The sequence below is a fragment of the Aedoeadaptatus ivorii genome, assembly GCF_030815095.1.
GTDB classification, from domain to species: Bacteria; Bacillota; Clostridia; order Tissierellales; family Peptoniphilaceae; genus Aedoeadaptatus; species Aedoeadaptatus ivorii.
The window spans coordinates 29,673-43,134 of record NZ_JAUSWF010000005.1 but is presented as its reverse complement, the minus strand read 5'-3'; the positions used below and the strand labels follow the sequence as shown (position 1 = coordinate 43,134).

General features: G+C 53.6%; 15 protein-coding genes and 1 tRNA gene. 3 read left to right on the top strand and 13 right to left on the bottom strand.

Annotated elements, in window-relative coordinates; all coding sequences use genetic code 11:
* The first annotated feature begins 104 nt into the window (after window positions 1-104).
* Complete coding sequence (locus QO008_RS04485; protein WP_126464508.1) at window positions 105-746, top strand: HAD family hydrolase; 642 nt, start codon at window positions 105-107, stop codon at window positions 744-746.
* On the opposite strand, the gene QO008_RS04480 is transcribed toward QO008_RS04485, so the two are convergent.
* The gene (locus QO008_RS04480) at window positions 734-1,060 is read right to left on the bottom strand and encodes a hypothetical protein (protein ID WP_307384745.1); all 327 of its coding nucleotides are present in this window, start codon (window positions 1,058-1,060) and stop codon (window positions 734-736) included. The genes QO008_RS04485 and QO008_RS04480 overlap by 13 nt on opposite strands.
* A 154-nt stretch (window positions 1,061-1,214) precedes the next feature.
* On the opposite strand from QO008_RS04480, the gene QO008_RS04475 reads away from it, so the two are divergent.
* Both QO008_RS04475 and QO008_RS04470 read left to right on the top strand, forming a co-directional pair.
* Complete coding sequence (locus QO008_RS04475) at window positions 1,215-2,648, top strand: aldehyde dehydrogenase family protein (RefSeq protein WP_126464506.1); 1,434 nt, start codon at window positions 1,215-1,217, stop codon at window positions 2,646-2,648.
* Between the two features lie 9 nt (window positions 2,649-2,657).
* Window positions 2,658-3,188, top strand: a complete 531-nt coding sequence (locus tag QO008_RS04470; RefSeq protein ID WP_307384743.1) for a DUF3783 domain-containing protein — start codon at window positions 2,658-2,660, stop codon at window positions 3,186-3,188.
* Between the two features lie 41 nt (window positions 3,189-3,229).
* Here the strand turns inward: QO008_RS04470 and arsS are convergent, their stop codons facing one another.
* The 12 genes from arsS to recF form a co-directional block, all read right to left on the bottom strand.
* The gene (gene arsS / locus QO008_RS04465) at window positions 3,230-4,147 is read right to left on the bottom strand and encodes an arsenosugar biosynthesis radical SAM (seleno)protein ArsS (protein WP_307384741.1); all 918 of its coding nucleotides are present in this window, start codon (window positions 4,145-4,147) and stop codon (window positions 3,230-3,232) included.
* Window positions 4,148-4,267: 120 nt separating this feature from the next.
* The gene (locus tag QO008_RS04460; RefSeq protein WP_126464503.1) at window positions 4,268-4,543 is read right to left on the bottom strand and encodes a GNAT family N-acetyltransferase; all 276 of its coding nucleotides are present in this window, start codon (window positions 4,541-4,543) and stop codon (window positions 4,268-4,270) included.
* 100 nt (window positions 4,544-4,643) lie between these two features.
* The gene (locus QO008_RS04455) at window positions 4,644-4,898 is read right to left on the bottom strand and encodes a hypothetical protein (protein ID WP_307384738.1); all 255 of its coding nucleotides are present in this window, start codon (window positions 4,896-4,898) and stop codon (window positions 4,644-4,646) included.
* A 4-nt stretch (window positions 4,899-4,902) separates the two neighbouring features.
* The gene (locus QO008_RS04450; RefSeq protein WP_164715145.1) at window positions 4,903-5,397 is read right to left on the bottom strand and encodes a MarR family winged helix-turn-helix transcriptional regulator; all 495 of its coding nucleotides are present in this window, start codon (window positions 5,395-5,397) and stop codon (window positions 4,903-4,905) included.
* A gap of 254 nt (window positions 5,398-5,651) precedes the next feature.
* Window positions 5,652-5,728, bottom strand: a tRNA-Arg gene (locus tag QO008_RS04445).
* Window positions 5,729-5,812: 84 nt separating this feature from the next.
* Window positions 5,813-6,433: a phosphate-starvation-inducible PsiE family protein gene (locus QO008_RS04440; protein WP_126464500.1), complete on the bottom strand. Its 621-nt coding sequence runs from the start codon at window positions 6,431-6,433 to the stop codon at window positions 5,813-5,815.
* Window positions 6,433-7,221: a SigB/SigF/SigG family RNA polymerase sigma factor gene (locus tag QO008_RS04435; RefSeq protein WP_126464499.1), complete on the bottom strand. Its 789-nt coding sequence runs from the start codon at window positions 7,219-7,221 to the stop codon at window positions 6,433-6,435. Before QO008_RS04435 ends, QO008_RS04440 begins: the two co-directional genes overlap by 1 nt.
* A 1-nt stretch (window position 7,222) precedes the next feature.
* Window positions 7,223-7,579, bottom strand: coding sequence for an ATP-binding protein (locus QO008_RS04430; RefSeq protein WP_126464498.1), 357 nt, complete (start codon window positions 7,577-7,579; stop codon window positions 7,223-7,225).
* Window positions 7,579-7,893 carry an STAS domain-containing protein gene (locus tag QO008_RS04425; RefSeq protein WP_307384733.1) on the bottom strand — a complete coding sequence of 105 codons (315 nt, stop codon included), beginning with the start codon at window positions 7,891-7,893 and terminating at the stop codon, window positions 7,579-7,581. Before QO008_RS04425 ends, QO008_RS04430 begins: the two co-directional genes overlap by 1 nt.
* A gap of 62 nt (window positions 7,894-7,955) precedes the next feature.
* On the bottom strand, window positions 7,956-10,382 hold the full coding sequence (gene gyrA, locus QO008_RS04420) for a DNA gyrase subunit A (protein ID WP_307384732.1): 2,427 nt from the start codon (window positions 10,380-10,382) through the stop codon (window positions 7,956-7,958).
* 9 nt (window positions 10,383-10,391) lie between these two features.
* Window positions 10,392-12,311 (bottom strand): DNA topoisomerase (ATP-hydrolyzing) subunit B, encoded by a 1,920-nt coding sequence (gene gyrB / locus QO008_RS04415; protein ID WP_126464495.1) that lies wholly within the window; start codon window positions 12,309-12,311, stop codon window positions 10,392-10,394.
* A 36-nt stretch (window positions 12,312-12,347) separates the two neighbouring features.
* Window positions 12,348-13,430 carry a DNA replication/repair protein RecF gene (recF, locus tag QO008_RS04410; RefSeq protein ID WP_126464494.1) on the bottom strand — a complete coding sequence of 361 codons (1,083 nt, stop codon included), beginning with the start codon at window positions 13,428-13,430 and terminating at the stop codon, window positions 12,348-12,350.
* Window positions 13,431-13,462: the final 32 nt, after the last annotated feature.

Here is a 13,462-nt window from a genome sequence, read left to right as displayed (position 1 = left end):
GCAACACCCTACTACTATACCAAAATTCTTTCCCGAAGGTATACCCTCTGACTTTTTCGCGCCGATGGTTTACAATACCCTTAGAACCACGACGAGGAGGTACAATGAAACGAAAAATCGCCCTGTTCGACTTCGACAAAACCGTCATCGCCAAGGATTCGATCCTGATCTTGTACGAAAAAACCGCCAAGAAAAAGCCGGGATTTCGCAGAAATCTATACAGACACTGTCTGGGCCACGTCTTCGCCGGACGGCGGGACGACTTAAAAAAGGCGATCAAAGAAGAATTCCTCTCTATGATCGGCCACTATACGCCGGCCGAACTCAAGGCCTTTGTAAAAGACAATGTGATGGCATACGCCTTTGAAGAGGCGATCGAGGAGATCCGCCGCCTCAAAGCCGAAGGCTATTATCTGATGTTGGTCTCCGCTTCGGCCCAGGACTATCTACAATATATCAAAGACTTTCTCCCCTTCGACCATATTATCGGCACCGAAACCGACGCAGAATATCGGATCGTCGGGGAAAACAACAAACACGCGGTAAAGGTAGACAATATCCTCGCCCATCTCACCGAAAAGGGCATCGAGATCGACTACGACAACAGCGTCGCCTATAGCGACTCCCTCTCCGCCGACCGCCCCATGCTGGAGCTCGTAAAACACCGTTATCTGATCAATGCCGCCGTGATTCCCGAAGGATACACGAAACTAAGCTGGTCCAAGCAGAAGGCCTATCGCCGTTGATCGGGCGCCGTTTCGGAGAGCTGCTGAAAAAATGCATGCACCAAATCCAGACTGCCGCACTCCCGCGCATCGATATAGCTCAGCGCGGGGTCGTATGCCGCCAGGGCCTCCTCGCACGCCGCGCAGAGGGGCTCTTTTTTTCCGGCAAAAATAGCGGGATCGATCTCCACTTCTTCCATGCCGCGAATCCCCATCGCCTCCAATACATAGTCGGACTCCGCATCGGCCGTCTCGTAGAGAGAGGCGGCACAATCGGGGTCTTCTTTTTCCAAAAAATCCATCAGCGTGTTAAACATCGGTATCGAAATATTCATTGCCGCTCCCCTTTCCCGACCTATTATATCACCTTTCCGAGAATTCGCCGATCGAGCGTCCTTCGATTAAAGCCCATGGCCGCGGGTAGTTATATAGAGGAATGCAAAATCCACACAAAACACGAGTCTTTACGAAAATTAGAGAGGGGAAGCCATGGATTTTGACAAACTGTATCTCGACGGCGGCTACACCGCGCCGCTGAGTGAAGCCTATATCGAAGTGGAAGACCCGGCGGATCTTTCGATCATTGCCCGGGTGCCCAGGAGCGGACCGGAAGATGTAGACCGCGCCATCGAAAGCGCCGTACGGGGGTATCACATCTGGCAGAACACCGATCCCGCCGAGCGGAGGGAAGCGGTCGCCGCTATGGTCGAGTATCTCGTGGGCGCCTATTCCGAGATCGCCCCGATCCTCGCGCGGGAACTGGGATGCACCGAGCGTTTTGCCCTAAAGGGCCATCTCGAAATCTACACCCCCGCCATGCGCGGCTTTCTCGCCGATCACGAGGCGCTCTCTACCGTAGAACATCGGGACGGATACGACGTATACCTCCGGCCCTTGGGCGTCGTGGCGGCGCTTACGCCCTGGAACTACCCCTTCGGCCAAATCGTCCGGAAGGTCATTCCCGCCTTACTCGCGGGGAATTCCGTCATCCTAAAGCCCTCGAAATCCGCGCCCCTGACCGCCTACTTCTGGGCCGAGGCGGCATCGGCGGCGAATCTTCCCGCCGGGGTCTTTACCCTACTTCCGGGAAAGGGGAGCGAGGTCGGCAATCTCCTCGCCAAAGACCCGCGCGTCGATGCGATCTCCTTTACCGGATCCACCGACGGCGGCAAAGGAGTGGGCGCCCTGGGGCTTACCTCTACCACCAAGCGGATTCTGCTCGAGATGGGCGGCAAGAGCCCGGGCCTCTTTTTGCCGGGAATCGACGAGGAGAAAAAGCGCAAGTACGCAAAGAGCCTGCTCGATACTCTCTATCTGAACGTGGGACAGACTTGCTCGGCCCACAGCCGTATGCTGGTACCCGCCGCAGAAAAAGAGAGCTACGAACGCATTTTGAAAGATCTCACCGACGAATACACATTCGGCAACCCCAAGGATCCCGACACCCGGGTGGGCGTCTTAAACGGCAAAGACCAATTCGAAAAGGTGCGTCGCTATGTAAAGCTGGGCATCGAAGAGGGGGCCAAGGTCCTATTGGGAGAAGTTCCTACATTTAACGGCCGCGACTACGCCGTGGACCCGGTGATCTTTACCGATGTGGACAATCATATGACCATCGCCCGGGACGAAATCTTCGGGCCGGTACTCTGCCTGATCCCCTACGACGACGTGGACGATGCGGTTCAGATCGCAAACGACACCATTTACGGCCTTTCCGCCATGGTGTTCGGTCCCGACGACGAAGAGGCGCTGGCAGCAGCCGCCAAAATCCGCGCGGGACAAGTGATCGTAGGCGATGGCACGCGTTCCCAAAACGCGCCCTTCGGCGGGTTTAAAGAAAGCGGCATCGGCCGCGAAGGGGCCGAGGAAGGCCTGCGAGAGTTTTACGAAATACAAACTGTCTTTTATCCGAAGAAACAATAAGGAGGCCGTATGGCAAAGATCGTATATTACGGGATCGAAGATCCCGATAGAAGAGACACCTTGCTGCGCGTGGCGAAGTCGATGGACATCGAAACCCGCGCGGTAGAAGAAGATGAAATCGGCGAATTGGTCGGCTATCTCGCGGGGCTGGAAGGCTACGAAAAGACCGGAAAGACCGCAGAGCCCATCCAAGAGGAAATGCTGCTGTTCGTCTCTCTTTCCTCGGAAGCGCTGCAGAATATGCTCCTCGCGCTCCGAAAAGAAGGCGAAATCTTTCCCCACAAAGCGGCGCTCACCGAAACCTCCAAGGACTGGACCTTCGCATATCTGCTGCACCACATCCAGCGGGAAAACGCCGTGGTCAACGCCTGGTCGCAGATGCTCCCCTTGGTCAAAGAGGCCCTGAAAAAACAGGAAGATGCGCCGAGCAAGGAGCGAGAAGAGGCGATCGAAGCGTCCAAGGCGCTGCGTTTAAAGGGCGACGACTTGGAAGAAGAAGACGTCCTCGCTGTCATAGAGCAACTGAAAAAGGCATTATAAAAGGAGTCCTGCGGGACTCCTTTTATAATGCGCGTATCAAATTATTCCAAGGCGCCGCCGCAACTGGAACCGCTCCCTGCGGTGCAACCGTAGCAGTAATCCACCCAGACGATTTCTCGGCCGAGGTCGTCTGATTCGAGCACCTCGTCGATGGTGCGGGGGCCATTGGCGCGAATGCCCTCCGCCTGGTGAAAGTCGCAGTCGTAGATATTGCCCGCGGGATCTACGGAGATTTGGTAGCGACACATGACATTTTCGACCGTCTCCGGATTGAAATTGTCCTCGAGGAGTTTGCGATACTCCGCTTCCAATCCCTCTTCCTTCAGTTTGTCCGCAAAAAAGCCCATGGGCATATTGGTAATGGTGTAGAGATCGGTAAAGCGGACCCCTTTTTCGCCCAAGTATTCCTTGTAATCCGCCTCCAGACCGACTTGCGGTCCGGGCAAAAATGCCCCGAGGGGATTGTAGACCAAGGACAGATGCTTTTTGTCTCCGTATCCCATTTCGTTCAGTCGCTTCAGATTGGCGAGGACCTTCTCATAGGTGCCGTCTCCCCGCTGTGCGTCCACATTTTCCTGGGTGTAGCAGGGCAAAGAGACCACGACGTGGATGTCTTCTTCGTCCAACAGCGCCATCAACGCGGGGTTCGCGTCGATATCTACGGCGTTGGTCCGTAAGATCACCTCGTCCACCGTCTCGAGCGCCTTCTTTAACAGGGGCACGATCTTCGGATGGGTGGTGGGCTCTCCGCCGGTGATGTCGACGGTGCGAAAGCCGTGTTTTTCGAGCGCCTCTACGCATTTGTCCAAGGTCGCATCGGACATGATTTCGTGCTCGGAATTTTTCATAACGTGACAGTGGGCGCAGCGAAGATTACATTTCCCCGTAATGTTCATCTGCAATATGCCGATTTCGCCGGTGGTCTTTAGGGGTTCGGCGACCCGTTCCGCAAATTTCATACAATCCTCCCAATACATACATCTGATTCCTATCTGTGCTCATCATATCATAGACACAGACAAAAAAGCATAAAAAACCCGTTTCTATCCGAAGATACAAACGGGTTGAATGGAATGGGCTTATTTGTAGAGCACGTCGTCGTAGGCGTCGCTGGATTGGAAGAGTTTCAGCGCGTAGGGACAGGTGGCCATAATCTTTGTGCCCCGCTCTCTCGCCGCATCGACCACCGCATCGACCAGTTTCTTGGCGATGCCTTGGCCGCCATAAGCCTTATCGACCTCGGTATGGTCGATAATCCAATACTTTTCCGAAGGGGAGTAGGTACTTTCCCCGATTTCTTTGTCGCCATCTAGGGCGTAGGCGCGATGGGCCGATTCGTCAAAACGAATATCCATAGTATCTTCCTTTCTATTGTTTCTACTCGGGATATACCCCTTTGCCGGGCGAGGAAAATGCGCGCCCCCCAATCCAATAAAAAAAGACCCGAAGGTCTCTTTACTCCGCGGGTCGCATGGGGCGATCGGATTTTTCGATCTCGTTTTCTTCGATGTCGTACGGACGCGCGAGGATGCGCTTTAATTTTTCGATCTCACCCAAAAGCACCGCGTGGGACTCTTCTAAGGCGAGAATGTCCTCGTCGCTATCGGTCCGCTCGTTTAAGGCGCGCAAAAACGAAGCGGTGTATTCCCGCTGCGCCTCTTCGATTTCCTGTTGCAGTCTGCGGAATTTGCGCACGCGTCCCTTGTCCATCGAATCACCCTTTTAGATACGGATTGTAATAGTGCTTGTCCATCTCCCGGGAAACCTCTTCCAAAAGACCGTCGTCCATGGCCTCGAGCACCTCTTGAAAGGCCTCGAGCTTTTCTTCCGAGACCTTTTCCTTCAAGCGTTCGATAATGGTATCGACGTATTCGAAATTTACCAGATAATAGGTCTTAAACTTTTCGGTCACAAAGAGATGGGTCTGTCTGCGGTCCTTTTGGCTCCGCACCTTTTCCACATGGCCCTTTTTCACCAAATTGTTGACCTTATAGGCCGCATTGGGTTGGCTGACGCGGATAAAGCTCGCCAACTGGTTGATGGTGGGGCCGTGCAGCGCATAGATCGCCTCGGCACAGAACTTTTCCATCACCGTCAAGGAATCCTTCCGATTGCTGTTGTTGCGGTAGAGATTTTGATAGAAGTTTAGTTTATATTTTAAGTAGATCGAATTCATTACTTCTGAAAGGGATCTTTCTTTATTGTCCACGATATCACCTTTTCCTTTACTGAAACGGAGGATCGTCGTTGCGACGCCTTCGTAAAGCAACAGATTCATTCGGGTATCCACTCTATACCTACCCGATTCCAAACAAATTCTTACGATTTCACATTACATTATACGGACTATTGTATGAAATTTATATGAAATTTCCATTAAATAACAAAAGAACAAGCCTTTCGGACATTGTTCTTTTTTATTCTTCCCGATCGAAAAGCGTTCAACGGATTTCCGATATGCAATGGCGGAGCTGAGAGGAATCGAACCCCCGACACGCGCCTTAGGAGGGCACCGCTCTATCCTACTGAGCTACAGCTCCACAACATCCAGTTTACTTGCTCTCTTATATATTGTCAACCTATGATAATTACATAGTTTATCCATATTTTTACCGGGATTTCTTTTATTTTTTCTTCTCCACGGCGATCAAACGCATCCCGCCCTCTTCGACGGTTTCGATCTGATAGGCGTAGAGTTCGTCTTCGACCACCGTACCGGGTTCCACGGCGTCGTTTTCTTCCATCAGCGAAAAGACATAGTCCCCCAGTGTTCCCTCCGAGGCGGGGATGTCTTCGACAAGATGGATGTTTACATCCTTTAGGGTCGTAGACGCCTCAAAAATACCCACGCCGGCGTTGGAGAGGATTTTGTGCATCATAAAATACTTGCGTACGATAAACAATACGGCGATGCCGGCGACGCCGATAAACAGGTCCGTGGTGGTATCGCCATAAACCAACATTTTTCGCGCCACCACCATAACCATAATGTAGATGATCTGAAATTCCTCGTGGGCGATCAACATCGCCACGAATTCCAAGCCAATGACCATTAACAGGACGTGGCTTAAGAAATTCTGAAACAGCTGGTAGCTGGAGTCCTTTGAGCTGTTTACGATGGCGAGCATATACTTGAACAGATCGGGGATCGACATCACGATCCCCAAAATGATCACGCCGCACATCACGAGTTCCAACACGTAGAGGAGCTTATTCAGGATGAGCACATTGCTCTTTCGGTTCATTACATCTCTCCCGATTTTTCGACTTCTTTACGCATTTTCTCTAAAATCTTTTTTTCGATGCGGCTGACGGTCATCTGCGAAATCCCCAATTTTTCCGCGATGGAAACCTGGGTCTTTCGGTGATGATAGCGGTCGATCAAAATGGTCTTTTCCACGTCGTTAAATTTTTCCATGGCCCGCTCCAAAAAGTCGTTGAGTTCGACCTTTTGAAAATAGCTCTCTTCCACGCCGATCCGATCGCCCTTGTTCATTTCGCGGTCGTCGCCGCCGGAATCGTAGGTCATATCGAGACTTTCGGGCGAATAGACCTTGGATGCCTCCATCACCTCCAAGACCTCGGCGGTAGAGACGTCCAAAAACTCGGCGATCTCTGTGATCGTCGGCGTCTTCTGTTCTTTTTGCGCCAGGGTGACCTTGGCGTCGTTGATCTTTTTCGACAGCTCCTGCACCCGGCGGGGCACCCGTATGGTCCAGCCCTTGTCGCGGAAATATTTTTTGATCTCGCCGATGATGGTCGGCGTGGCAAATGAAGAAAATTCGAATCCCTTGCTCGGATCGTAGCGCTCGACGGCAAAGATTAAGCCCATAGAGGCCACTTGAAAGATATCGTCGTAGTCGATGCCCTTGCCCGTATATTTCTTCGCCAGAATTTCTGCGATATACAGGTGCTCCTCGATGAGGATATCGCGCGTTTCCTTATCGCCGGTTTCCGCATATTCCGCAAAAAGTTCTTTGCGCGTCTCTTTCGAGAGCGGGAGATCCATGCTGTAATATGCTTCTTTGTCCATATCAGTCTCCGAATTTTTTTACGACGACGATCTCGTCTTCTCCGAAGGACACGGAATCCGCCAGGGATTCGATAATCATAGAAGAAATTCTGAGCATTTCGTCGTCTTCCAAATCCCGCTCGGCAATGCCGGATACGCGAAATTCCAATCCGTCTTCCTGCGGCAGCAAGACGATCGTAATCTCCTCGCTTCTTCCGATCCGAAACGAGAGATTGCAGCTTTCGGTTAAGATCAGTCGAATGTCTGCGAGCGTATCCATATCCACATCGGCATTGGCACAGATCCCCGACGCGCACAGGCGCGCCAAGGAGAGATAGGCGGCTTTTGCCGGAATCTTTACCGATACTCGATCCGCCATTACGCATCCCCTTCGATCGTAAACATTTTGTCCAATTTCGTGATGGTAAAGAGCTTTTTTACATTGGGATCGAGATTCGATATGGCGATCTCGTGTCCCTGTTCTTTGACCACATTCAACAAATACATAAACCCGCCCAGGCCGGTGGAGTCGACGTATTCCAAATCCGCGCCGTCGATGAGTATATCTTTTTTATTCTCCGTATAGGCCTTTACCGCCTGTTCTTTAAACTGCGGGGTGTAGTACATATCCATTTCCCCGGTGGGGATCATGCGAAGTCGATTGCCTTCGTCACGTATTTCCAGATTAAACATGGCATCCTCCTATATTGTCTCTTTACAGTATACCCTTCGGGCCGCAGCGCCGCAATACTACTCTATTCTTCGCCGATATATTCGGCCACGGCTACGATGCGACTGTCTTTGATATTCATCAGTTTTACCCCCGAGGTGGCCCGTCCGAGACAGGAGACGGATTCGGCGAGAATGCGGATAATGGTGCCGTCTTCGGTGATCATCATCATCTGATCCTTCTCCTCGAGCATTTTGGCGGAGACCAGCGCCCCCGTCTTTTCCTTGACGCGGTAGGTCAAAAGGCCCTTGCCGCCGCGGTTTTGCACCTTGTATTCGTCGATGGCGGTGCGCTTTCCGTAGCCCTTTTCGCTGATCACGGCGAGGGTCTTGTTTTCCTCGGGAATGACAAAGCTCACGACCTCGTCGCCTTCGTCCGGTCGAATGGCGATCACGCCCATGGCGCTTCTGCCCTGGCTCCTGAGATCCGCTTCTTGAAACCGCAGACACATGCCCATGCGGGTGACTGCCATCAAGTCTTCGCCGCCCTTGATTTGGTGGCCGCCCACGACGCTGTCGCCTTCTCGTAAGCCGATGGCGATCAAGCCGTTTTTGCGGATGTTTTGATACTCTACGATGTCCGTCTTTTTCACATAGCCGAACTTCGTCATTAAGACCAAGCTGTCCGTATCGTCCACCTCGGAAATGGGCACGATAAATTCCACTTGCTCGCCGTCTTCCAGCTGCAATAGATTCACGATGGCTGTGCCCTTGGCGTTTCTGCCGGCGGCGGGAATTTCGTAGGCGAGTTTTTTATACACCCGACCGCGATCCGTAAAGAAGAGGATCTGATCCAATGTCGAGGTGATAAACAGACTGGTGACGAAATCATCGGATTTTTTGTTCAGCGCGCTGATCCCCTGTCCGCCGCGGTGCTGGGGCTTGTAGGTGCCTTCGGGCATGCGCTTAATATAGCCGGAATTGGTGAGGGTGACGACCACTTCCTCTTCGTCGATCAGGTCGATATCCTCTACCTCTCCCTCGCTTCTTGCGATCACGGTGCGGCGCAGATCGCCGAATTTTTCCTTGATCTCCAACAGCTCTTCTTTGATCTTTCCGTCGAGGATCTTCGGATGGGAGAGGATATTTTCCAGCGCTTCGATCAGGGCGAGCAGCTCCCGGTATTCCTCTTCCAGCTTTTCTACCTGCAGACCGCTTAATCGCTTGATCCGCATATCGAGGATCGCCTGTCCCTGAATGTCGCTTAAACCGAATCGCTTGGTAAATTCCGCCTTGATCTCGTCGTCGGTGCGGAAGCTGCGGACGATCTCGATGATTTCGTCGATATGGTCGATGGCGAGTTTAAGCCCTTCGATCACGTGCACCCGCGCCTTCGCCTTGGCGAGGTCGTATTCGGTCCTGCGGGTGACGACTTCGCGCTGGTGCTCGACATAGTAGTGGATCAGCTCTTTTAGGCTGAGTTCTTTGGGCACGCCGTCCACCAACGCGAGATTGATGATGCCGAAGGTGATCTGTAGTTGTGTCTCTTTATAGAGGCGGTTTAAGACCACATTGGGGTTGGCGTCGCGCTTAAGTTCGATCACCAAACGCACGCCCTGGCGGTTGGATTCGTCGCGTATGTCGCTGATGCCGTCGAGTTTTTTGTCCTTGACGAGTTCCGCGATTTTTTCGATGACTTTTGCCTTGTTAACCTGATAGGGAACTTCAGTGACGACGATGCGGTGTTTGGACTTGTAGGGCTCGATTTCCGCCCGGGCGCGGACGGTGAGCTTGCCCCGTCCGGTCTTATAGGCTTCGACGATGCCCTCTTTTCCCATAATAAAGGCGCCGGTGGGAAAATCCGGTCCCTTGATATGTTTCATCAGTTCTTCGAGGCTGATGTCCTCGTCGTCGATATAGGCGATGGTGCCGTCGATGACCTCGTTCATATTGTGGGGCGCCATATTGGTCGCCATCCCTACGGCGATGCCGGCGGCGCCGTTGACCAGGAGATTGGGAAAGCGCGACGGCAGTACCGCGGGTTCGGTGTCTTCTTCGTCGAAGTTGGGCACGAAGTCCACGGTGTCTTTGTTGATGTCTCTGAGCATCTCGGTGGCGAGTTTGCTCATGCGCACCTCGGTATAACGCATGGCCGCGGCACTGTCGCCGTCCATAGAACCGAAGTTTCCCTGACCGTCTGCCAGAGGATAGCGGATGCTGAAGTCCTGGGCGAGGCGCACCACCGCGTCGTAGATCGAGGAGTCGCCGTGGGGGTGGTACTTACCCATTACGTCCCCGACCAGCCGCGCGGACTTACGGTGGGGCTTATCGGGGGCGAGGCCCAGCTGCTGCATGCCGTAGAGTATTCTGCGGTGAACGGGCTTTAAGCCGTCGCGCACGTCGGGCAGGGCCCGGGCCACGATGACGCTCATGGAGTATTCCAGATACGCCTTCTGCATGGCCTTTTCCAGGACGACGTCTTGTATGCCGCTTTCGTTTGCAAATTTTGCCATTCTGTCCTCCTACGCGTCTATGTTTTCTACATAGATCGCATTTTCCTCGATAAACTCTCGTCTGGGCTCCACTTCCTGGCCCATCAGCATCGAAAATACCTCGTCCGCCTGTTTTGCGTCCTCTACCCCGACCCGAAGCAGAATGCGGTGGTCGGGATTCATGGTCGTCTCCCACAGCTCTTCGGCGTTCATTTCCCCGAGCCCCTTGTAGCGGCTGATCTTGAGGTTTTTGTCGCGCCCCAATCGGTCGAGCGCCTCCTGCAGTTCCGCGTCGCTGTAGCAGTACTCGAGTACCTTTGTGCCCCGCTTAATGCCGTAAAGCGGCGGCTGCGCCACAAAGACGTGGCCCTCTTCAATCAGTTGCGGCAAGTGGCGAAACAGGAAGGTTAGGAGCAAGGTGCGAATGTGGGCGCCGTCGACGTCCGCATCAGTCATGATGATAATCTTGCCGTAGCGCAGTTTTTCGATGTCGAATTCCTGATCGATCCCGGTGCCGAAGGCGGTGATCATGGCGCGGATCTCCTTAGAATTTAAGATCTTGTCGAGCCGTGCCTTCTCCACATTCATAATCTTTCCCCGAAGCGGCAAAATCGCCTGGGTACGGCTGTCGCGTCCGCCCTTGGCGCTGCCGCCGGCGGAATCCCCCTCGACCAAAAAGATCTCGGTGACGCGATTGTCGTCGAGCTGGCAGTCGACGAGCTTGCCGGGCAGGGGCGTATTGTCGAGGATCGAGCGCTTGCGCGTCAGATCCCGCGCCTTACGCGCCGCCTCCCGCGCCCGACGCGCCGAAAGCGCCTTTTGCAGGATGATCTTTCCGATTTTGGGGTTTTCTTCGAGGAAGGATTCCAAATAGCCCGAAAGGACCCGCTCCACAATCGATTTGGTCTCGGAATTGCCGAGCTTTGCCTTGGTCTGGCCCTCGAACTGGGGATCGGGAATCTTGACGCTGATTACGGCGCTGATGCCCTCGCGCACGTCCTCGCCCGAGAGGTTTTCTTCTTTTTCCTTGATAAAATTGTATTTTCTGCCGTATTCGTTGATGCTCTTGGTGAGCGCACTCCGAAAACCCGAGAGATGCGTGCCCCCGTCTTCGGTATTGATATTGTTGGCAAAGGTCAGCACCGTCTCGCGGTAGCCGTCGGTGTATTGAATGGCGACTTCTACGGCGGTGTCCTGTTCGATCTCGTCGACATAGAGGATCTTGTCGTGGATGGGTTTTTTGCTGCGGTTCAAATACTCCACATAGCTCATAATGCCGCCTTCATAGTGGTAGACTTCCCGAAAATCGGCATCGTCGCGATTGTCCTGAAACTCGATATAGGCGCCCTTATTGAGAAAGGCCATTTCGCGGAAACGGCGCGCTAGCACTTCGCGGCTGAACTCCGTGGTCTCCTTAAAGATCTCCGCATCGGGATAAAAGGTGATCTTGGTGCCGGTCTCTTTTACGCCTTCTTCCACCACTTCGAGATCGGTCAGGGGAATGCCCCGCGAAAAGACTTGGCGGAATTTTTTGCCTTCGCGCTTGACCTCGGCGATCAGCTTTTCGGAAAGGGCGTTTACGACCGATACGCCGACGCCGTGGAGCCCGCCGGATACCTTATAGGCGTCGCTGTCGAATTTCCCCCCGGCGTGGAGAATCGTAAGTACCGTCTCGACCGTGCTCTTTTTGGTTTGGGGGTGGATGTCCACCGGAATCCCGCTCCCGTTGTCTTCGATTTCGGCCGATCCGTCGTCGTTTAAGCGCACCCATACCGAATCGCAGCGACCCGCGAGGATCTCGTCGATGGAGTTGTCCACGACCTCGTATACCAAATGGTGCAGGCCCTTTGCCCCCGTGGAGCCGATATACATACCCGGCCGCTTCCGAACGGGTTCCAGTCCCGTCAGTACCTGTATATTGCTGGAACTATACTCATTTCCCTTTGCCATAAGCCCTCCTCTACCGCAAAAAGACCCGGACAAAGCCTAGGCCTTTCTCGATGCATTCTTGATTTCCGTCAGATCCAGGGGACGGGAATATTCTTCTAAAAACGGCAGATACTCCGCCGTGGTGATAAAACACTGTCCCCTTAAATGGCGAAGCAGGCGCTCTCTGCGCGCCTCGTCCAGTTCCGAGAGCACATCGTCCAAAAGCACCACCGGATCGCTCCCCGTGCTCTCCTTGAGGCGATGGATCTCCATACATTTTACCGCCAGGACGATGCTTCGGATCTGTCCGGTGGAGGCGTATTTTTTTGCCTCATTGCCGTCCAGCAGAAACTGCAAATCGTCCAAATGGGGCCCGATCGCCGTGCGGCCCCGTTCGTAGTCTTCTTTTCGCATTTTCCGGAGCGCTTCGTAAAAATCCGCCTTGAGATCCCCGCCGAAGGCGACGGGAAAGGTCGCCTTGTAGCGAATGTCCAAGCTCTCTTTTTCTCCGGAAATTTCTTTATAGTAGGCGGCCGCCACTTTCGACATGCGCTTTAAAAAGGCCAGTCGCTCCTTTAAGAGGACGGCGGCATAGGTGGAAAGGCGGAGATCGTAGACCTCCAACAGGTCCGCCTCTCCTCGCTTTCTGAGTAAGTAATTGCGCTGATACAACACATGATGATATCCGCTATAGGCGGCGTCGTAGGCGGCGGAGCTCATACGCAAAATTTCGTCGAGCATCGAGCGCCGCTCGGACGGGGGGCCCTGCACCATACGCAGATGCTTGGGCTCGAACACCACCGCCGCTAGGCCCCGGGCGTAGTCTCGGGCGGAGGGAACGGGGTTGTTGTCCCGCACGTATTTGCGCTCCTTTTCGCCGATGGCAATCTCCAGATCCTTTTGAAAGGGATCGGTTTGGATGCGCGCGCGCAAAAACGCCTGTTCCCGCGAAAAAGCGATGACTTCTTTTAGGGTATTGGTTCGAAAACTCCGCCCCGTCATCGCCACATAGATGGCCTCCAAAAAATTGGTCTTTCCGATGCCGTTGGGGCCGTAGAGACTGTATATGCCCTCCCGAAAGGTAAGAGAGAGTTGTGCGTGATTTCGAAAGGAAACCACATCCAACCGTTCTACATACATTCATACCTCCCCCGGGGCCGCATTCTCTTATA

Coding starts and splice junctions, on each gene's coding strand:
- arsS (WP_307384741.1), bottom strand. CDS start 4,147: ATGAAATTTGCGGAACGGGTCGCCGAACCCCTAAAGACCACCGGCGAA.
- QO008_RS04440 (WP_126464500.1), bottom strand. CDS start 6,433: ATGAACCGAAAGAGCAATGTGCTCATCCTGAATAAGCTCCTCTACGTG.
- QO008_RS04460 (WP_126464503.1), bottom strand. CDS start 4,543: ATGGATATTCGTTTTGACGAATCGGCCCATCGCGCCTACGCCCTAGAT.
- QO008_RS04455 (WP_307384738.1), bottom strand. CDS start 4,898: ATGGACAAGGGACGCGTGCGCAAATTCCGCAGACTGCAACAGGAAATC.
- QO008_RS04430 (WP_126464498.1), bottom strand. CDS start 7,579: ATGGCGGATCGAGTATCGGTAAAGATTCCGGCAAAAGCCGCCTATCTC.
- QO008_RS04485 (WP_126464508.1), top strand. CDS start 105: ATGAAACGAAAAATCGCCCTGTTCGACTTCGACAAAACCGTCATCGCC.
- QO008_RS04425 (WP_307384733.1), bottom strand. CDS start 7,893: ATGTTTAATCTGGAAATACGTGACGAAGGCAATCGACTTCGCATGATC.
- gyrA (WP_307384732.1), bottom strand. CDS start 10,382: ATGGCAAAATTTGCAAACGAAAGCGGCATACAAGACGTCGTCCTGGAA.
- recF (WP_126464494.1), bottom strand. CDS start 13,430: ATGTATGTAGAACGGTTGGATGTGGTTTCCTTTCGAAATCACGCACAA.
- QO008_RS04435 (WP_126464499.1), bottom strand. CDS start 7,221: ATGGACAAAGAAGCATATTACAGCATGGATCTCCCGCTCTCGAAAGAG.
- gyrB (WP_126464495.1), bottom strand. CDS start 12,311: ATGGCAAAGGGAAATGAGTATAGTTCCAGCAATATACAGGTACTGACG.
- QO008_RS04470 (WP_307384743.1), top strand. CDS start 2,658: ATGGCAAAGATCGTATATTACGGGATCGAAGATCCCGATAGAAGAGAC.
- QO008_RS04475 (WP_126464506.1), top strand. CDS start 1,215: ATGGATTTTGACAAACTGTATCTCGACGGCGGCTACACCGCGCCGCTG.
- QO008_RS04480 (WP_307384745.1), bottom strand. CDS start 1,060: ATGAATATTTCGATACCGATGTTTAACACGCTGATGGATTTTTTGGAA.